The organism is Microbacterium sp. zg-Y625 (assembly GCF_030246925.1).
GTDB classification, from domain to species: Bacteria; Actinomycetota; Actinomycetes; order Actinomycetales; family Microbacteriaceae; genus Microbacterium; species Microbacterium jiangjiandongii.
In genome coordinates this window covers 1,971,292-1,989,508 of sequence record NZ_CP126740.1, presented here as the reverse complement: position 1 = coordinate 1,989,508, position 18,217 = coordinate 1,971,292, and the positions used below count along the sequence as shown (strand labels likewise).

The window sequence follows — 18,217 nt, the reverse complement described above, 5'->3', positions numbered from 1 at the left end:
GGGAAACGCCGCCGGGCCTCAGAAGACCGTCAGCAGTGCCTGGCAGTCGGTGAACGTGACGACGCCGCGCAGGGTCCAGGCGTCGGTGCGGTACGTCGCAGACGCGGTCTCGCCGTCGCGGTCCACGCCCACGGCGGTGGCGACGACGACGCCGTCGGTCGCGACGAACGAGAGCGTCGCAGGGTCGATCGACAGCACGGGGTACGCCTCGATGCGCAGATTCACGGCCGTGAGCTCGGCGAGGTCGGCGGCCCAGGGGATCGCGAGCCCGCAGCGCTGCGGCACCTCGATCGTGGCTTCCGCGCAATCGTCGAGGTAGGCATCGAGCTGGGGCTGGGCGCGTGTCGCGGCGTCCGGGGCCAGCACCGCGTCGATCGTTGTCGGGACAGGGGCCTGGGCCGTGGCGACGACCGTCGCGGCGCCGTCGAGGAAGTCGGTGGGCGCCGCCTGCAGCGTATAGACAGCGGGCAGCACGGCGAGGGTGCCCTCCGCCCGCAGGGGCAGCACGGTCTCGCCGACCGCGACCGCGTCGCTGAGGCTGGTGGTCACGTCGATCACGGCCAGGGAGTCGTCGGTGAGCGTCCAGTTCCCCGAGGCCTCGCTGAGGTCGAAGCGGATCGTGGCGGTTTCGCCCTGCAGCCGCGCGGACGCGCGGAAGGTGGTCACGTCGCCGTCGGCCTCGCGGCGCGTGATCTCGGGATCCTCCACGTACGCGTCGGCTTCGGCGAACATCGCGAGCACCGTGTCGGCCGGGGCGTCCGGCGGGAGCAGCGGCCGCAGGACGGCGGTGTCACCCGCCGCAAGGGCGCGCAGGTAGCGCTCCGCCGCATCCTCGACCGTGCGAGGTCGCGCCAGGGTCCAGACGACGGCCGCCAGGGCGAGGACGACCACGGCGGATGCCGCGACGATCGCGATGACGGTGGTGCGCTTCACTCCTCCACGGTAGCCGCGGGGGAGGGCGCCGCGAGCGTGCGGTCGTGTCTGGGCGGGCCGCCGAGCGCGGCGGCGAGGTCGTCGGCGGCATCGCCCCACCGTCCCACCGAGATGTCTTCAAGTCCCTGCCAGCGCGCCGCTCGGCGCAGCTCCGCGGCCAGCGTGTCAGCAGCGTGGGGAGGTCGGCCGTGCTCCCACCAGGCGGACTGCACGAGCAGGGTCGAGCGCGGTCGGTCGGCCTTGAGGTCGACGCGCCCCACGACGTCGTCGCCGACGAGGACGGGCAGCGAGTAGTACCCGAAGCGTCTCTTGTGTGCGGGAGTGTAGATCTCGATGCGGTACTCGAAGTCGAACAATCGCTCGGCACGGTCGCGGAACCACACCAGCGGGTCGAACGGAGTGAGGAGCGCCGTGGCGTCGACGCGGCGGGGGAGGGCGGCGCCGCGGTGCACCCAGGCCGGCGTCGGGCGCCCTGCGGTCGACCAGCCCTCGACGGTCACCGGCGTCAGGGTGCCCTCGTCGACCAGGTCGGCGACGGCACGAAGCACTGCCGCACGGTCGGCGATGCGCCAGTAGTCGGCGAGGTCTGCGGCCGTCGCGACGCCGTAGGCGGCGGCGGCCCGACCGACGAGTTCGCGGATCGCGTCGGCGCGCGGGACCGGGGCACGGGCGGCCTCGGGTATGACGTCGGCGGTGAGCCCGTAGCGTCGCTCGAAGCCGCGCCGGCCGGCGATGGCGACCTCGCCGAAGAGGAACAGATACTCCAGCGCGCTTTTGACCACGTCCCAGTCCCACCAGGGCCCCCGACCGCCCACCCGTGACGCGTGGTCGATCTGCGCGGGCCGCAGCGGACCGCGGGCGGCGAGCTGCGCGCGCACCTCTTCGACCACGGCGCCGTGCTCACGGAACCACGCCGCGTCGCGGCGAAGGTACCGTTCGCGCGTGGCCTCGTGGCGGAAGGCGAACAGCCCCCAGTCGGCCGTGGGGATGAAGGAGGCCATGTGCGCCCAGGACTCGGTGTAGCGCCCGGCTGAGGAGAAGAGCAGTCGATCGAGCAGCGCCGGGTCGTACGGACCCAGACGCGAGAACAGCGGCAGATAGTGCGACCGGGCGAAGACGTTGACCGAGTCGATCTGCAGCGTCGCCATGCGTGCCATCGCCAGGTTCAGCTGGCGGGTTCCGGCCTCGACCGGGCGCGGGCGGGCGAAGCCCTGGGCGGCCAGCGCCATGCGCCGCGCCTCGTCGCGACCGAGATCGCGAGGGCGGGCAGGGCGGACAGCAGGCGGCACGGCGCCAGCCTAGCCAGGGCAGCCGACATGACGTCGGCGTATGCGGGCGTCGTCGTGAGCATGCGCCGCCGACTCTAGAATGACGAGGTGACCGGCTCCCCCGACGACAAGCCACGCAGCGCGCTGTTCGACGCCGCTCGCCGTCGCCACGCCACCCCGGTGGACGACGCCGCGGCGTCGGTGCCGCGGACCCTGCGCGTCGCCACCGCCTATGCCTGGCGGTTCCTCGTGCTCGCCGGTGCGGTCGGTGTGGCCATCTGGCTCGTCATCCAGCTGAAGCTGCTGGTGATCCCGCTTCTCGTCGCCATCCTGGTGAGCGCCCTGGTGTGGCCCGGGTTCTCGCTGATGCTGCGCCACCGGTTCCCCCGTTGGCTCGCGATCGTCCTCTCCGTCGTGGGCACCCTCGCCGTCGTCACGGGTCTGCTGTGGCTGGCCGTCTGGCAGATCACCGACGGCTGGGCATCGGTGCAGAGCCGCACGGTGGACGCCACGGATGAGTTCCGGAATTACCTGATCACCGGGCCTCTCCACCTGACGGCCGATCAGATCGACGCCTTCCTCGCGCAGGGGTGGAACCTGCTGCAGGAGCAGGTCGAGCTGCTGTGGACCGGCGCCCTGGCGATCGGAAGCACCGTGGGTCATGTGGCGACGGGGGCGCTGCTGGCCTTGTTCATCCTGGTCTGCATCCTCGCGGACGGCGCCGGCATCTGGCGCTGGACGGTGAAGCTCTTTCCCCAGCGCGCGCGTGCCGCCGTCGACGGCGCCGGGCGTGCCGGCTGGGTGACGGTCATCAACTACGCGCGCACCCAGCTGCTGGTCGCCACGATCGACGCGATCGGCATCGGGCTCGGCGCCTTCCTGCTGGGGGTGCCGCTGGCCATCCCCATCGCGGTGCTGGTGTTCCTGGGCGCGTTCGTGCCGTTCGTGGGAGCCGTGATCACCGGCACGCTGGCGGTGTTCCTCGCCCTCGTCTACAACGGCCCGTGGATCGCCTTCTGGATGCTCATCGTCGTGCTCGGCGTGCAGCAGCTCGAAGGCCACGTCCTGCAGCCCCTGCTGATGGGCTCGGCGGTGAAGGTGCATCCGCTGGCTGTCGTGCTGGTCGTCGCGGGCGGGGCGATGATCGGCGGCATCCCCGGCGCTCTCTTCGCCGTGCCGCTGGCCGCGTTCGTCAACGTCGTCTGGATCTCCCTGGCCCGCCGAAGCTGGGAGACCGGCGTGCGGCCACGACCCGACGACCTCATCTGGAGCACTGTGCCCCGCGACTGGAGGAACCCCGCGTGACCACCCCCACCCTGGCGGAGTTCGAGGACGCCGCCGAGGCGCTGCGCGGCGTCATCGTGCGCACACCGCTCGAGGACTCCGAGCATCTGAGCGATGTGCTCGGGGCCCCCGTGCACCTGAAGCTGGAGAACCTGCAGCGCACCGGCTCGTTCAAGATCCGCGGCGCCACGTACCGGCTCTCGCGGCTCACCGACGAGGAGCGCTCGCGCGGCGTGGTGGCGGCCTCGGCAGGCAACCACGCCCAGGGCGTGGCGCTTGCCGCGCAGAAGCTGGGGATCCCGGCGACCATCTTCATGCCGCTCGGGGTGCCCGTTCCGAAGCTCCTGGCCACGCGCGGCTACGGCGCCGAGGTGATCCTCGAGGGCGAGACCGTCGAGACCCCGCTGCGTCTGGCGGCGGAGTACGCCGAGCGCACCGGCGCGGTGCTCATCCACCCCTTCGACCACCGCGATGTGATCATCGGGCAGGGGACGCTGGGGCTGGAGCTCTGGGACGAGATCCCCGAGCTCGAGACGGTCGTCGTCGGCATCGGCGGGGGAGGCCTGGTCGCGGGCATCGCCGCGGCGGTCAAAGCCCGCGCGGCCGCCGAGGGGCGCTCGGTGCGGATCATCGGTGTGCAGGCGCAGAACTCCGCCGCGTATCCGTCATCGCTCGAGGCCGGCCGTCCGCTGGTCGTCCCGACCACCCCGACCATCGCGGACGGCATCGCCGTCGCCCGCCCCGGGGACGTGCCCTTCGAGATCATCCGGGAGCTGGTGGACGAGGTCGTCACCGTCAGCGACGACGACATCGCCCGCGCCCTCCTGGTGCTGCTGGAGCGCGCCAAGCAGGTGGTCGAACCTGCGGGCGCCGCCGGAGTGGCCGCGATCCTGGCAGGCAAGGTGCAGGCGTCGGGTCCCACCGCGGTCGTGCTCTCGGGCGGCAACATCGACCCGCTGCTGCTGCAGCGCGTCGTGGCCCACGGCCTCGCGGCATCCGGACGGTACATGACCCTGCAGATCCCGCTTCCCGACCGTCCGGGGCAGCTGGCACGGGTCTCGGAGCTGCTCGCCATCGCCGGGGCGAACGTCATCGAGGTCCTGCACACCCGGCACGGCCAGGGGCTGCAGATCAGCGAGGTGATCCTGCAGCTGAGCGTCGAGACGCGGGGCGCCGAGCACCGGGCGCTCGTCATCCAGACGCTGACGGATGCCGGCTACGCGCCGACCATCCTGGCGGACTGACCCGGGCGGTCACTGGCCGCTGTAGGTCTCCACCTTCACGACCTCGACGCTGATCTGGCGCCCGTTGGGGGCGGTGTACGACGTGGAGTCGCCCTCCTTGAGCCCCAGGATGGCGGAGCCGAGCGGCGACGCCTCGCTGTAGACGTCGAGCTCGGAGTTGGCGGCGATCTCGCGGTTGCCGAGGAGGAAGACCTCTTCGCCTCCGGCGACGACGGCGGTGATCACGGTGCCCGGCTCGACGACGCCCGTGGACTCGGGTGCCGTGCCGACCTTGGCGTTCTTGAGGAGGTGCTGGAGGGTGCGGATGCGCGCCTCCTGCTTGCCCTGCTCGTCCTTGGCCGCGTGGTAGCCGCCGTTCTCCTTCAGGTCGCCCTCTTCGCGCGCGGATTCGATGCGCTTGGCGATCTCCTCGCGGCCGGTGGTCGAGAGGTGCTCGAGCTCGGCGACGAGACGGTCGTACGCGTCCTGGGTGAGGAAGGTCTCGGGGGCGTCGGCGGACACAGCGGTCTCCTTCGTAAGGCGGTGGTGGCGCTCGGGCCTAAGCCAAACGCCCCGGCGACAGCCGGGGCGCGATGCGTTCACAGCAGACTACGCGACCCAGCAGGAGTTCACCAAACCGGTCGTGGCCTCGCCGGTTGTCGGGATCGTCTCGGTGAAGACCTGGAGCTGGCCACGCTCGAGCGACATCTCCACGACCCGCCAGCCCACGACGCCGTGCTCCTCGTCCTGTGCCTCCAGCGCGCACGCGACGATGCCGTCGCTCGGCGCGACGACCTGGAACGTGACGGTGACGGTGTGCTCGTCGACGACGGAGTACGCCGTGGCATCCACGTCGACGGACGACATGCTGGTGGCCACCGTGCTCCACCCCAGCGAGACCGTGGCCGCCACGGCGACAACCGCGACGATGATCCACCCCGCGCGAGAGCGGCGTCGCGAGGTGCGCCGGCCGTAGCGCTCGTCGAGGAACTGCTGCGTCGTCATGGGTGTCTCCGGGAGATTAGGCTTGATTCCAGGTTAGGCGCTCCGGCGCGGAACGAGGTTCTCCATGCTGTCTGTGATCGACGCGCTCGCGCTGATGGCGGCGTCCGTGCCGACGCCGGAATCGACCGTCGATCCCGAGCTCGTGACGCCCGGACCCGCGGGGTTCGCGGCGATCGCCTTCATCGCCCTCGCGGTGATCCTGCTCGTCTGGGACATGCTGCGCCGCGTCCGCCGGGGCCGGTATCGCGCGGAGGTCCGCGAGGAGCTCGACGCCGAGGAGCAGGGCTCGGGGCGCGACGACAGCTCGGGCACACCGCCCACGCGCTGATCAGCCGCGGTGGAAGGCCGGGTGCAGTGCGATGAGCAGGCAGGCCGTCCAGTGGCAGAGGAATGCCAGCACGGTGCACGCGTGGAAGATCTCGTGGAAGCCGAAGTGGCCCGGCCACGGGTTCGGCTTCTTCATGCCGTAGACGATCGCGCCGGCGGTGTACAACAGCCCTCCGACGACGACCAGCACCATCATCGCCGTGTTGGCGGCGAGGAGGTCGCCAAGGTACATCACCGCCGCCCACCCGAGCACGAGGTAGAGGGCCACGTAGAGCCAACGCGGCGCGTCGATCCAGAAGACGCGGAAGAGGATGCCGAGCACTGCGCCGCCCCACACCAGGGAGAGAAGCAGGACGGTCTTGGGGGTCGGCAGCGCGAGCACGGCGATGGGGGTGTAGGTCCCGGCGATCAGCAGCAGGATGTTCGCGTGGTCGATGCGCTTGAGCACCGCGAGCGTCCGGGGGCTCCAGTTGAAGCGGTGGTACAGCGCGGAGTTGCCGAACAGCAGCAGGGAGGTGACCATGAACACGGCGGAGGCCCACTTGGCCGGATCGCCCTGCGCGACCGAGATCAGCACGATGCCCGCGACGATGGCCACGGGGAACGTGGCGGCGTGCAGCCACCCTCGCCAGGTCGGCTTCAGCTCGACGTGCCCACCGACCGCGGCAGCGTCGATGAGCGGCAGCTCGGGCATCTCAGCGCCCTCGGATCCGGTACGTCGCGACACGATTCCCAGCCTACGCGCGGCTGCATGCCGATGGCTGCACATGATCCACCCCGCCGGGCGCGCTAGCGTATGACCGTGACGACCGGCGGGACGAACCAGGGGCGCGGCCTGCTGTATCGGCTGTACATCACCCGTCTGCGCCGCCAGCTGGTGGGAGCGACGGTGCCGCACCACGTCGCCATGATGATCGACGGCAACCGCCGCTGGGCGCGACAGCTCGGCTACGCGTCGGCGGCGCAGGGGCATCGGGCGGGCGCAGCGAAGATGCACGAATTCCTGCGCTGGTGCGACGACCTCGGCATCCCCGTCGTGTCCCTGTATCTGCTGTCCACCGACAACCTGCGCAAACGGGACTCCCAGGAGCTGTCGGATCTCATCGAGATCATTGCGGAGCTCGCCGAGGAGCTGTCGCACGAACCCGGCTGGCGGGTGCGCCCGGTGGGTCGCACCGACCTGCTGCCCCCGGAGCTCGCCCGCGTCCTGGCCGATGTCGAGGCGCGCACCCGTGACAACACCGGCCTGCATGTGAACCTGGCCGTCGGCTACGGCGGGCGCTCCGAGATCGTGGATGCCGTGCGCCGCATCATCTCCAAGCACGACGAGCAGGGCGGCTCGCTGGAGGAGCTCGCCGCGAGCCTCACACCCGAGCAGATCGGCGAGCACCTGTACACCGGGGGACAGCCCGACCCCGACCTCGTGATCCGCACCTCGGGGGAGCAGCGCCTGAGCGACTTCCTCCTCTGGCAGTCCGCGCACAGTGAGTTCTACTTCGTCGAGGCGCTGGGGCCGGACCTGCGCGAAGTCGACTTTCTGCGTGCCATCCGCGACTACGCCACGCGCGACCGACGCTTCGGGGGCTAGCTCGTCGCCTTCCGGCTCCGTGAGACAATGGAAGCGTGACCGGGTTGCAGGCGTATCTGGATACATTCGATGCGGAGCCGGGGTACCTCGACTGGGCGAAGTTCGGCCCGCTGTCCCCCTCCGTGCGGGCCGAGGCGCATGCCGATGCGGAGCTGCTGGGATCGGGCCGCACCAGTGGCATAGACCTCGTCGCCGGGCGCGCCGACGAGGCGCGCGACCTGCTGGCCGAGCTGCTCGGGACCACGGCCGACCACGTGACCCTGCAGCCGTCGACCACGCACGGGCTCATGCAGGCCCTGTTCGGGCTCCCCGGCGCCGTGCTCGTCTCGCGCCACGAGTTCCCGAGCCTCAGCGTCGCCGCCGAGCGGGCCGGAGCACTCGGGCGGTCTGCCCCGCGCTGGCTCGAGACGGCGGACGGGCTCGTGACCCCGGATGCCGTGCGCGAAGCACTCACGGACGACGTCGCCGCCCTCGCCGTCAGCGCCGTGGACTACCGCACCGGCTACCGGGCCGACCTGCCCGGGCTTCGCGAAGTCATCGGCGATCGCCTGCTCATCGTCGACGCCATCCAGGCATTCGGCGTGGTCGACGAGCAGTGGGATGTCGCCGATGTGGTGTGCGGCAACGGGTACAAGTGGCTGCGCGCCGGGCGGGGGACGGGGTTCGCCTCTTTCTCGGATCGCGCGCTGGAGCGCCTCACCCCGGTGCTCTCCGGCTTCGCGGGCATGGGCGGCGCGCTCGGCGTGTTTCCGGTTCCGCCGCCGGTGGCGGGAGCGCAGGCGTATACCGTCACCGAGCCGGACCACCTCGCGACGGCGCGGCTCGCCACGGCCGTCCGGGACATCCGCGATGCGGGCGTGTCGCAGGTCGCCGACCTGGTGCGGCAACGAGCCGGCGAGATCGCGGCCGCGGTCGACCGGTTCGGCTTGGCCGTCGTGACCCCGCGCGAGGCGTACCGCCACGCCGGCATCGTGTCGCTCGCGCCTGATCCCCGCGACACGGCACCGCTGGCGGCAGCGCTGGCCAACCACGGCGTGGCTGCGTCGCTGCGGTCGGGGTACGTGCGGATGGCCGCGCACGCAGGTACCGGCGAGGACTCGCTCCGGTTGCTCGAAGACGCCCTGGCGGAGTTCGCCGGCACGCGCATGCGCTGACACGTGGACGTCACCTGACCGTCACACAACTCGGGCGTGTCGGACAGTGCCGGGCCAGGTGGCCGGACGTACCGTGATGCCAGCGGGCAAGGCGCCCGTCGGGTCGGCCGGAGATCGCGACCTGTGACCCCTCGGTCGATTCGTGACTGCCGGGTGAGCACCCGGGTCGGGAGTGGGTTGTGACCACACGAGCACCACACGCGCAGCAGGGCCGCACCGAGAACGACGTCGTCGCTGACCAGGATCTTCGCACCTACGTGCTCGACACGTCGGTGCTGTTGAGCGATCCGCGGGCGTTCTTCCGGTTCGCGGAGCACTCGGTCGTGATCCCCGTCACGGTCATCACCGAGCTGGAGGGCAAGCGGCACGACCCGGAGCTGGGCTACTTCGCGCGTCAGGCGCTGCGGCATCTCGACGAGCTGCGCGTCGAGCACGGGCGGCTGGATTTCCCCGTCGCGGTCGGCACCGGGGGGACGCTGCGGGTGGAACTCGCCAACACCGATCCCGCCGTGCTCCCCGCAGGTCTGAGGCTGGGCGACAACGACACCCGCATCCTCGCCGTCGCGATGCACCTCGCCCAGCACGGTCAGGAGGTCACGGTGGTCTCCAAGGACCTCCCCATGCGGGTCAAGGCCGCCTCGCTCGGCATCCCCGCAGAGGAATACCTCGCCGAGCAGGCCGTGGACTCCGGGTGGACGGGCGTGGCGGCTCTCGACGTCTCGGGGGATGAGATCAGCGACCTCTATGAGAGCGAGGTCGCGGCGAGCGACGCCGTCGCCGGCCTGCCGGTGAACACGGGGCTGGTCATCCACTCCGAGCGGGGGTCGGCGCTCGGGCGGGTCACCGGGGACGGGGGATACCGGCTCGTCCGGGGGGACCGCGAGGTGTTCGGGCTTCACGGACGCTCAGCCGAGCAGCGCATCGCGATCGACCTGCTGCTGGACCCGGAGGTCGGGATCGTGTCGCTCGGAGGCCGTGCCGGCACCGGCAAGTCGGCGCTGGCCCTCTGCGCCGGACTGGAGGCGGTGCTGGAACGGCAGCAGCAGAAGCGGATCGTCGTGTTCCGCCCGCTGTTCGCCGTGGGCGGGCAGGAGCTCGGATATCTCCCCGGCGATGCCCAGGAGAAGATGAACCCGTGGGGGCAGGCCGTCTTCGACACGCTCGGTTCGATCGTCTCGGGCAACGTCGTGGAGGAGGTCATCGGCCGTGGCCTGCTGGAGGTGCTGCCGCTGACCCACATCCGGGGACGATCGCTGCATGACGCATTCGTGATCGTCGACGAGGCGCAGTCCCTGGAGCGCAACGTGCTGCTGACCGTGCTGAGCCGTATGGGCCAGAACTCGCGGGTGGTCCTCACCCACGACGTCGGCCAGCGTGACAACCTGCGGGTGGGCCGCCACGACGGCATCGCGTCGGTGATCGAGACGCTGAAGGGGCACGCGCTGTTCGGCCACGTGACGCTCACGCGCTCGGAGCGCTCGGCGATCGCGGCCCTGGTCACGGAGCTGCTCGAGGCCGGCGAATCGAGTTGACGGGCCTCGCCACAGTGAGAAGAATCTCATGCCCGGCCGTTCCATATGAGCGGCCGGGCACAATGAGAACAATCTCATGGCCGGGCGTTCCCATACGTACCGGTATGGGTGAACATAGGACTACCGCCTAAGCGGCTAGCGCGAAGACCCCCAGCTTCGCCTCACGAGAACCCCCGAGCAATTGCCCGGGGGTTCTCGCTGTGAGAGCGGTTCACTCCCAGCGGTAGCCGGCGCCGCGCACCGTGGCGATGTGGTGCGCGCCGAATTTGGCCCGCAGGTACCGCACGTACACGTCCACGACGTTGGAACCCGGATCGAAGTCCATGCCCCACACGCGGCTCAGCAGCGTCTCACGGCTGAGCACGTCGCCGGCGTGGCGCAGGAACTGCTCGGCGAGGGCGAATTCCCGGGCGGAGAGGTCCACATCGCGCCCGCCGACGGTCGCGCGCCGCGCCAGGACGTCGAGGGTCACGTCGCCGTGCGAGATCACGCCGGCTGCCGCCGCGCTCTCACGCAGCCGGGACCGCACGCGGGCCAGCAGCTCCGCCACCACGAAGGGCTTCGGGACGTAGTCGTTCGCGCCGGCGTCCAGACCGTCGACGGTGTCGCGGGTCCCCGAGCGCGCCGTGAGGATGATGACGGGCACGATCGACCCGAGCGCCCGCAGCCGGCGCAGCACCTCGATGCCGTCCATGCCCGGGAGCCCCACGTCGAGCAGCACCAGATCCACGTCGGGATCCGCCGCCCGCGCGAGCGCGTCGTTGCCGTTGTCGGCCACCTCGACGCTGTGGCCCTCGGCCGTGAGGGCGCGGCTGAGCAGCGCAGCGATGTGCGGCTCGTCGTCGACCACCAGGATGCGCGTCATGCGCTCGCCTCTCTCTGCAGCACCACATCGCCCGCGCGCACGGGCGCGGGTGCGGCTGCCCCCGTTCCCAAAGGTACGGCTATCGTGAACGTCGCGCCGCCACCCGGTGTGTCGGCGACCGTGCAGTGACCCCCGTGAGCGCGCGCGATCGCGTCGACGATCGCAAGGCCCAACCCCGATCCGCCGACGCTGCGCTTGCCGACGTTGCGGTCGAACCGGCGGAAGATGCGGTGCCGGGCGGCGGGCGGGATGCCGGGCCCATGGTCGCGCACCCACAGCTGCGCCCCGCTGGCGTGCAGCGAGCTGCCGATCTCGATCGGGCTGCCCTCCGGCGTGTACTTGGCGGCGTTGTCGGCCAGCTGCAGCCATGCCTGCAGCAGCCGGTCGTGGTCGGCACGGATGCGCCCGGTGGCCGCCAGCTCGACGTGCCAGTCGTGGCCCGGGATCACCGACACCAGTCCACCGACCCGGCGGGTGAGGTCGCCGAGGTCGACCACCGAGAACGTGTACGAATCGCCGTCCACCGACGCCAGCAGGTCGATGTCGTTCACGAGCCGCGTCATGCGGTCGAGCTCGGCGATGCCGATGTCACGCACGCCGGTGACATCGGCGGGGTCGTCGACCTTCATCGTCTCCAGATGCCCGCGCACGATGGTGATCGGCGTCTTCAGCTCGTGACGGACGTCGTCGAGCAGCTGACGCTGCGCCTCGAACGACGCCTCGCGCTGCTCCGCCGGGTCGCCCTCGCCGGAGTCGGGCGTTGCCGGCTGCGCGGCGAGCCAGTAAGCGACGGCGAGCACGCCGAGCGCCAGCAGTGCGGCGAGCACGTAGACGGCACCGCCGAGGAGCAGCCGCTGCGGGGGAAGGTCGGATCCGACCGCCAGGGCTGCGGCGGTGACGGCGCCGACCATCACGAATCCGGCCGATGCCACTCCGAGCGTGATGCCCAGGGTGCGGCGCTGCGCCTGGCGGTGCCGTGGCGTGCGGTTCACTCTCCGATTATCAACCAGGGCGGGTCATCGAGAGCAGGTCGAGTTTCTCGTCGAGCTGCTCCTCGGTGATCTCGCCGCGCTCCAGGTAGCCGAGGTCGGCGACGGCCTCACGCACCGTGATGCCCTTGGCGACGGCGTGCTTGGCGATCTTCGCGGCGGCCTCGTACCCGATGAGCTTGTTGAGGGGCGTGACGATCGACGGCGACATGCCGGCGAAGGCGGCGGCGCGCTCGACGTTCGCCTCCAGGCCGTCGATCGTCTTGTCGGCCAGCACCCGCATGGCGTTGGAGAGCAGCCGGATGGACTCCAGCAGTGCCGTGCCCATCACCGGGATGGCCACGTTGAGCTCGAACGACCCCGACGCACCCGCCCAGGCGACGGTCGCGTCGTTGCCGATCACCCGCGCGCACACCATGAGCGTCGCTTCGGGCACGACCGGGTTCACCTTGCCGGGCATGATCGAGGAGCCGGGCTGCAGGTCGGGGATGTGCAGCTCTCCCAGACCCGTGTTGGGGCCGGACCCCATCCACCGCAGGTCGTTGTTGATCTTGGTCAGCGACACCGCGATCGTGCGGAGCGCTCCGGAGGCCTCGACGAGGGCGTCGCGGTTGGCCTGGGCCTCGAAGTGGTCCTTGGCCTCGGTGATGGGCAGTTCGGTCTCGGCCGCGAGCAGCGCGATGACCTGCTGCGGGAAGCCCAGGGGCGTGTTGATGCCCGTGCCGACGGCGGTGCCGCCGAGGGGCACCTCGCCGACGCGGGGGAGGACGGCCTGCACGCGCTCGACGCCGAGGCGGATCTGGCGGGCGTAGCCGCCGAACTCCTGACCGAGGGTCACGGGGGTGGCATCCATCAGGTGGGTGCGGCCGGACTTGACCACGTCCTTCCACAGCTCGGCCTTGGCCTCGAGGGCGACGGCGAGGTGGTCCAGAGCCGGGATGAGGTCGTCGATGAGCGCCTGGGTGACGGCGATGTGCACCGAGGTCGGGAACACGTCGTTGGACGACTGTGAGGCGTTGACGTGGTCGTTGGGGTGAACGGGGGCGCCGAGCTTGGCGGTCGCGAGGGTCGCCAGCACCTCGTTCATGTTCATGTTCGAGGAGGTGCCGCTGCCGGTCTGGTACGTGTCCACCGGGAAGTGGTCGTCGTAGCGCCCGCTCACGACATCGTCGGCGGCGGCCGCGATCGCGTCGGCGATCGCCGCGTCGAGGGTGCCGAGCTGCTTGTTGGCAAGCGCCGCGGCCTTCTTGATGCGGGCGAGGGCCGCGATCTGCGTCGACTCGAGGCCGGTGCCGGAGATCGGGAAGTTCTCCACGGCACGCTGGGTCTGGGCGGCGTACAGCGCGTCCTTCGGAACACGCACCTCGCCCATCGTGTCGTGTTCGATGCGGTACTCGGTTTCTGCCATGACGGTCACGTCCTCGTTTCCTTGCTGGTGAATGGGGTTCAGTGCTCGGCGGTGACGTCGCCGACGATGACGTCGGGGACGGCGGTGCCTTCGGCCAGACGGTAGTTGGCGCCGATGACGGCGACCCGGCCCTCGGCGACGGCCTCGCTGATGAGCTCGGAGGACTGCAGCAGCGCGGCGATCGTCTCGCGCAGGTGCTCGCGTCCGACCTGGTCGGCATCCACCGTCTCGGGTGTCACTCCGGCCTCGGCCCCCTGGCGCAGCACCCGGCGCACCGCCGGCACGATCGGTGCGATCTGGCGCCACACGTGCACGGGGAGGGCGGGGGCGTCGACGGCGGTCGACTCGATCGCCGCGCGCACCGCGCCGCAGGCGTCGTGGCCCAGCACGACGATCAGCGGCACCTCCAGCACTGCGACGGCGTATTCCAGGCTGCCGACGACGGACTCGGAGATGACCTGGCCCGCATTGCGGATGACGAACAGGTCGCCCAAGCCCTCGTCGAAGATGATCTCCGCAGCCAGGCGGGAGTCGGAGCAGCCGAACAGCGCGGCGCTGGGGTACTGCGACCCGGCGGTCTCGTGGCGTCTCTCGACGTCCTGACGGGGATGCCGGGGCTCGCCCGCGACGAATCGCGCGTTCCCCAGCCGCATCTCGTCCCAGGCTTCCTGCGGGCTCGGACGTGTCGCGGGAGCGGTCATGAATCCTCCGCGCGCAGCGCGCGCACATCGTCGGCGAGGCCGTCGGCGACCCCGGTGGCGGTGGCGGCGTCGGTGGCGCCGTAGATCAGGATCGTGTCGTCGCCGGCGGCCGTGCTCAGCGCATACGAGATGTTCCCGGCGGTCGAGGGGTCCGAGACCTCGTACACCGTCCATTCGATCCCGTCGATCGTGGTGGTGCCCGTCGCGCCACGGCCCGACAGCACGCGTGAGGCCCACGCCGCGTCCGCGTCGAAGCCCTGTGCGACGTTGACGAAGCCGCGTTCGGGTGCGTAGACGACGGTCCACGCACGAACGTCGCCGTCGCCCTCGACCGATGCGCGGTTGACGCGCCAGTCCTCGGGTGTCTCGGCCACCACGACGGGGCGGTCGAGCGACGACTGCACCCGCTCGGCTTCTGCGGCGACGTCGATCGGCTCCGGTGCCGGGATGGAGCCGCGAGGCACCCCGAAGACGATGACGAGCACGACGCCCAGGGTGACCAGCAGCGCGGCGATGAGGTTGCGGGTGCTGCGGCTGGCACGGTGCACGCGCGACGACTCCGCCTTGCGGGCGGCGGTCTCCTCGGGAGTCTCCGGCCGGCCCAGTTCCGCCACGACCCGGGGGGAGGACGCCATCATGTCTCCCCGGGCGACGGGGCGTCGGAGCGCGCGGCGTCGAGCCGGCGCTTGGCGCCCAGCAGCCACTGCTCGCAGTGGGAAGCCAGCGCTTCGCCGCGCTCCCAGAGGGCCAGGGACTGCTCGAGAGTCGGTGAGCCCTGTTCGAGCTCAGCGACGACGCGCACGAGCTCGTCGCGCGCCTGCTCGAACGAGAGGGCGGCGACGTCGGGTGCGTCGTCGCGTGCGGCGGTCATGTCGACCATCTTAGTTCGCCCCTGCCGTCGAGCCCGTCGCGGTGCGCTCGTCCACCTCGCCGTGCGAGCGCGCGGTGAACGAGCCGCGGGCCACCGTGACGGTGACCTCTGCGCCGTCGGGCGCCTGGGCGGCATCGCGCACGATCACACCCTCGGTGAGATGCGTGATGGCGTACCCGCGCTCCAGCGTCGCGGCGGGGGAGAGGGCGCGCAGCGACGCGCGCAGCTCTGCTGTGGTGCGCTCTGCGGCATCCACCCGACGCGTCATGATCTCGCGGCCGCGCGACACCTGGAACCACAGGTCCTGCGCGCGCGAGTCGAGCATGGTCTCGGGGGCGCGCAGCACGGGACGCGAGCGCAGCTGCTGCAGCTGGGCGATGTCGTGGCCGATGCGCTGGGTGAGGCGGGAGCCGGCACGCGAGCGCAGCTGGCGCACCAGTGCGCGCTGCTCGGACACGTCGGGCACGATGCGCTTGGCGGCGTCGGTCGGCGTCGACGCGCGAAGGTCGGCGACGTCGTCGAGCAGCGGGTGGTCGTTCTCGTGGCCGATGGCGCTGACGACGGGAGTGGATGCCGCAGCCACCGCCCGCAACAGCTTCTCGTCGCTGAACCCCAGCAGCGTCTGCGGGTCGCCGCCGCCGCGCGCGATGACGATCACGTCGACCTCGGGGTCGGCGTCGAGAGCCTGCAGTGCCGCGACGGTCTCGGGGACGCACCGCTCACCCTGCACCGCGACATGCACGGTGCGGAACGACACCGCGGGCCACCGGAGCTCGGCGTTGCGGTGTACGTCCTTCTCGGCATCGCTGCGCTCACCCGTGATGAGGCCGATGCGGTGGGGCAGGAACGGCAGCGGCTTCTTGCGCGCCGGGTCGAACAGGCCCTCCTTGCGCAGCTGCGCCCGCAAGCGCTCGAGCTTCTCGAGCTGTTCGCCGAGCCCCACGTGCTTCATCGCCGAGACGATGAAGCTGAAGTCGCCGGTCTTGACGTAGAACTCGCTCTTCACGCACGCCACGACGTGATCGCCGGACTTCAGGTCGGCGGGGATGCGCTGCCGGGTCGTCGACCACAGCCGGAACGACAGCGACGCGTCGGAGGAGAGGTCCTTCAGTCGGCCGAAGATGTTGCCGCCGCGCACGTTCCACGACGTGATCTCACCTTCGACCCACACCGCGCCCCACTTCTGCACGAAGTCGCGGATCGTCTCGTTGAGCCGCGACACCGACGTCGGGGTCGCGGGGGAGGATGCCCCGGGGTGCACCGCATCGGCCGGCGGGGTCTGACCCGGCGCGGTCTGGAACGTCGTCATCTGCGTCTCCCTCGCGGTGCCCGGCCTCTGTCCAGCCGCCGACTCATAGAATCGTCGTGTGAGCACTTCAGCGGTCCGACTGCCCCTGCCCCGCGTTCCGGGGCGGCGTGGCCACCTCCAGGATATGCCGGTGGCTGGACGCAAGCGGGTGCTCCTGGCCGCCCCCCGAGGCTATTGCGCGGGGGTGGACCGTGCCGTGATCGCTGTGGAGAAGGCGCTGCAGCGCTTCGGCGCGCCGGTGTACGTGCGCAAGCAGATCGTGCACAACATCCACGTCGTAACCGAGCTCGAGGCCCAGGGCGCGATCTTCGTCGAAGAGGTCGACGAGGTTCCCCCGGGGGCGCACGTCGTCTTCAGTGCGCACGGCGTCTCACCCGCCGTGGTCGACGCCGCGGCCGACCGCGGGCTGCAGGCGATCGACGCCACCTGCCCGCTGGTGACGAAGGTGCACCGCGAGGCCGTGCGCTTCGCGCGCGACGACTTCGAGATCCTTCTCATCGGTCACACCGGTCACGAAGAGGTCGAAGGCACTGCGGGCGAGGCGCCCGACCACGTCACTGTGGTGAACTCGCCCGAAGAGGCGGACCTGGTCGAGGTCAAGGACCCCTCCAAGGTGGTCTGGCTCTCGCAGACGACCCTTTCCGTCGACGAGACCATGGAGACGGTGCGGCGGCTGCGCGAGCGTTTCCCGCAGTTGCAGGACCCGCCCTCGGACGACATCTGCTACGCCACCCAGAACCGCCAGGTCGCCATCAAGAAGGTCGCCGTCGGCGCCGACCTCGTCATCGTGGTGGGGTCGGCGAACTCCTCCAACAGCGTGCGCCTCGTCGAGGTCGCCCTCGAGTACGGCGCCAAGGCCGCCTACCGCGTGGACTACGCCCACGAGATCAAGCAGGAGTGGCTCGACGGCGTCGAGACGGTCGGGGTCACCAGCGGCGCATCGGTGCCCGAGGTGCTCGTGAAGGAAGTGCTCGAAGACCTGGCCGGTGCCGGCTACCGGGACGTCGAAGAGGTGCGCACCGCAGAGGAGGACCTCATGTTCTCCCTGCCCAAGGAGCTGCGCCAGGATGCCTCCGGCAAGCGGGACGACCGCGCGCTGGGCGGGCGGGGGCGCGTGTGAGCGAGACCGACCCGCGTCCCCGACCGCAGTACGGCGAGTACGCCACGGCCGAAGAGCAGCGGGCGCGCATCGCGCGACCCCACGCCACCGACGCGCTCTCGGCCGGGGTGTCGCCCGAGGACTCGCCGCCGCGGCATCCCGTGCCCGCCGCACCCGCCACGACCTCGGCCGCCCGTCCCACTCGCGTGGCCGACCGCGCGTTCACCTTCGTGCTGCTCGGGTACGGCCTGCTGACCGTGCTCGCGGCCGCCCCCCAGATGCTCGATGTCGGAGCGTTCGCGCAGACCCTCTTCCAGACGCTCGCCGTCGATGCCCAGCTGTCGGACCCGGCCGCCCTGCGCGGCTGGGGCGTGGCCGCTGCCACCGTGCTCGTGGTCGGCTGGCTGCTGACGGCATGGCTGTCGTGGCGCAGCCTCGCCGCGCGCCGGCTGACGTGGTGGATCCCGCTCGTCGGCGGCATCCTCTGCAACTTCGTCTCGGGAACCCTCATGGTGATCCCGATCATGAACGACCCGGCCGCATGGGAAGCCCTGCAGCGCACCGTCGTCGGTTGACCTGAGAAGCGCGGCGAGCCGCGGGTCGAGGCCGCTGCCCTCCCTCCATGCGAAACGCCCCGACCATCCGGCCGGGGCGTTTCGCG

20 protein-coding genes are annotated in these 18,217 nt (G+C 71.1%); 8 read left to right on the top strand and 12 right to left on the bottom strand.

Features of this window, described 5'->3' with window-relative positions; all coding sequences use genetic code 11:
* Window positions 1-18: 18 nt before the first annotated feature.
* Both QNO14_RS09180 and QNO14_RS09175 read right to left on the bottom strand, forming a co-directional pair.
* Entirely contained in the window at window positions 19-933 is a 915-nt protein-coding gene (locus QNO14_RS09180) for a hypothetical protein (protein ID WP_257505024.1), read from the bottom strand.
* A complete protein-coding gene (locus QNO14_RS09175) occupies window positions 930-2,162 on the bottom strand; it encodes a winged helix-turn-helix domain-containing protein (protein WP_306814642.1) in 1,233 nt (410 codons plus the stop codon). Before QNO14_RS09175 ends, QNO14_RS09180 begins: the two co-directional genes overlap by 4 nt.
* Before the next feature lie 147 nt (window positions 2,163-2,309).
* On the opposite strand from QNO14_RS09175, the gene QNO14_RS09170 reads away from it, so the two are divergent.
* Together QNO14_RS09170 and ilvA are read left to right on the top strand one after the other, a co-directional pair.
* A complete protein-coding gene (locus tag QNO14_RS09170; protein ID WP_257496059.1) occupies window positions 2,310-3,506 on the top strand; it encodes an AI-2E family transporter in 1,197 nt (398 codons plus the stop codon).
* Window positions 3,503-4,729 carry a threonine ammonia-lyase gene (ilvA, locus tag QNO14_RS09165; RefSeq protein WP_257505021.1) on the top strand — a complete coding sequence of 409 codons (1,227 nt, stop codon included), beginning with the start codon at window positions 3,503-3,505 and terminating at the stop codon, window positions 4,727-4,729. Before QNO14_RS09170 ends, ilvA begins: the two co-directional genes overlap by 4 nt.
* Window positions 4,730-4,738: 9 nt before the next feature.
* On the opposite strand, the gene greA is transcribed toward ilvA, so the two are convergent.
* Complete coding sequence (greA, locus tag QNO14_RS09160) at window positions 4,739-5,230, bottom strand: transcription elongation factor GreA (protein WP_257496061.1); 492 nt, start codon at window positions 5,228-5,230, stop codon at window positions 4,739-4,741.
* 87 nt (window positions 5,231-5,317) lie between these two features.
* Window positions 5,318-5,713: a DUF4307 domain-containing protein gene (locus tag QNO14_RS09155; protein ID WP_257505020.1), complete on the bottom strand. Its 396-nt coding sequence runs from the start codon at window positions 5,711-5,713 to the stop codon at window positions 5,318-5,320.
* A gap of 64 nt (window positions 5,714-5,777) precedes the next feature.
* Between QNO14_RS09155 and QNO14_RS09150 the strand changes: the two genes are divergently transcribed.
* Window positions 5,778-6,041, top strand: a complete 264-nt coding sequence (locus QNO14_RS09150) for a hypothetical protein (RefSeq protein WP_257496063.1) — start codon at window positions 5,778-5,780, stop codon at window positions 6,039-6,041.
* Here QNO14_RS09150 and trhA read toward each other — a convergent pair whose 3' ends face one another.
* Window positions 6,042-6,734: a PAQR family membrane homeostasis protein TrhA gene (gene trhA / locus QNO14_RS09145; protein ID WP_257505306.1), complete on the bottom strand. Its 693-nt coding sequence runs from the start codon at window positions 6,732-6,734 to the stop codon at window positions 6,042-6,044.
* A 108-nt stretch (window positions 6,735-6,842) separates the two neighbouring features.
* Between trhA and QNO14_RS09140 the strand changes: the two genes are divergently transcribed.
* The 3 genes from QNO14_RS09140 (at window position 6,843) to phoH2 (ending at window position 10,314) form a co-directional block, all read left to right on the top strand.
* Window positions 6,843-7,628, top strand: a complete 786-nt coding sequence (locus tag QNO14_RS09140) for an isoprenyl transferase (protein ID WP_257505019.1) — start codon at window positions 6,843-6,845, stop codon at window positions 7,626-7,628.
* 35 nt (window positions 7,629-7,663) lie between these two features.
* Complete coding sequence (locus QNO14_RS09135; protein WP_257496065.1) at window positions 7,664-8,782, top strand: aminotransferase class V-fold PLP-dependent enzyme; 1,119 nt, start codon at window positions 7,664-7,666, stop codon at window positions 8,780-8,782.
* Between the two features lie 179 nt (window positions 8,783-8,961).
* Window positions 8,962-10,314, top strand: a complete 1,353-nt coding sequence (gene phoH2, locus QNO14_RS09130; RefSeq protein WP_257496066.1) for an RNA 5'-3' helicase PhoH2 — start codon at window positions 8,962-8,964, stop codon at window positions 10,312-10,314.
* Window positions 10,315-10,525: 211 nt separating this feature from the next.
* Here phoH2 and QNO14_RS09125 read toward each other — a convergent pair whose 3' ends face one another.
* From QNO14_RS09125 to xseA, 7 genes are read right to left on the bottom strand one after another with little or no spacing between them, the layout of a single operon-like run.
* Window positions 10,526-11,179 carry a response regulator transcription factor gene (locus QNO14_RS09125; RefSeq protein WP_257496067.1) on the bottom strand — a complete coding sequence of 218 codons (654 nt, stop codon included), beginning with the start codon at window positions 11,177-11,179 and terminating at the stop codon, window positions 10,526-10,528.
* A complete protein-coding gene (locus QNO14_RS09120) occupies window positions 11,176-12,171 on the bottom strand; it encodes a sensor histidine kinase (RefSeq protein WP_257496068.1) in 996 nt (331 codons plus the stop codon). The genes QNO14_RS09125 and QNO14_RS09120 overlap by 4 nt, the downstream gene beginning before the upstream one ends.
* A gap of 10 nt (window positions 12,172-12,181) precedes the next feature.
* Window positions 12,182-13,576: a class II fumarate hydratase gene (locus QNO14_RS09115; protein ID WP_257496117.1), complete on the bottom strand. Its 1,395-nt coding sequence runs from the start codon at window positions 13,574-13,576 to the stop codon at window positions 12,182-12,184.
* Between the two features lie 38 nt (window positions 13,577-13,614).
* The gene (locus tag QNO14_RS09110; protein ID WP_257505018.1) at window positions 13,615-14,277 is read right to left on the bottom strand and encodes a carbonic anhydrase; all 663 of its coding nucleotides are present in this window, start codon (window positions 14,275-14,277) and stop codon (window positions 13,615-13,617) included.
* A complete protein-coding gene (locus QNO14_RS09105) occupies window positions 14,274-14,912 on the bottom strand; it encodes a DUF4245 domain-containing protein (RefSeq protein ID WP_257505016.1) in 639 nt (212 codons plus the stop codon). Before QNO14_RS09105 ends, QNO14_RS09110 begins: the two co-directional genes overlap by 4 nt.
* Window positions 14,912-15,148, bottom strand: a complete 237-nt coding sequence (locus tag QNO14_RS09100; protein ID WP_374113914.1) for an exodeoxyribonuclease VII small subunit — start codon at window positions 15,146-15,148, stop codon at window positions 14,912-14,914. Before QNO14_RS09100 ends, QNO14_RS09105 begins: the two co-directional genes overlap by 1 nt.
* 10 nt (window positions 15,149-15,158) lie before the next feature.
* On the bottom strand, window positions 15,159-16,457 hold the full coding sequence (gene xseA, locus QNO14_RS09095; protein WP_257505014.1) for an exodeoxyribonuclease VII large subunit: 1,299 nt from the start codon (window positions 16,455-16,457) through the stop codon (window positions 15,159-15,161).
* 124 nt (window positions 16,458-16,581) lie between these two features.
* Here xseA and QNO14_RS09090 point away from each other — a divergent pair, with 124 nt between their 5' ends.
* On the top strand, window positions 16,582-17,577 hold the full coding sequence (locus QNO14_RS09090; RefSeq protein ID WP_257496118.1) for a 4-hydroxy-3-methylbut-2-enyl diphosphate reductase: 996 nt from the start codon (window positions 16,582-16,584) through the stop codon (window positions 17,575-17,577).
* Window positions 17,574-18,131 (top strand): DUF6264 family protein, encoded by a 558-nt coding sequence (locus QNO14_RS09085; protein WP_257496073.1) that lies wholly within the window; start codon window positions 17,574-17,576, stop codon window positions 18,129-18,131. Before QNO14_RS09090 ends, QNO14_RS09085 begins: the two co-directional genes overlap by 4 nt.
* Window positions 18,132-18,217: the final 86 nt, after the last annotated feature.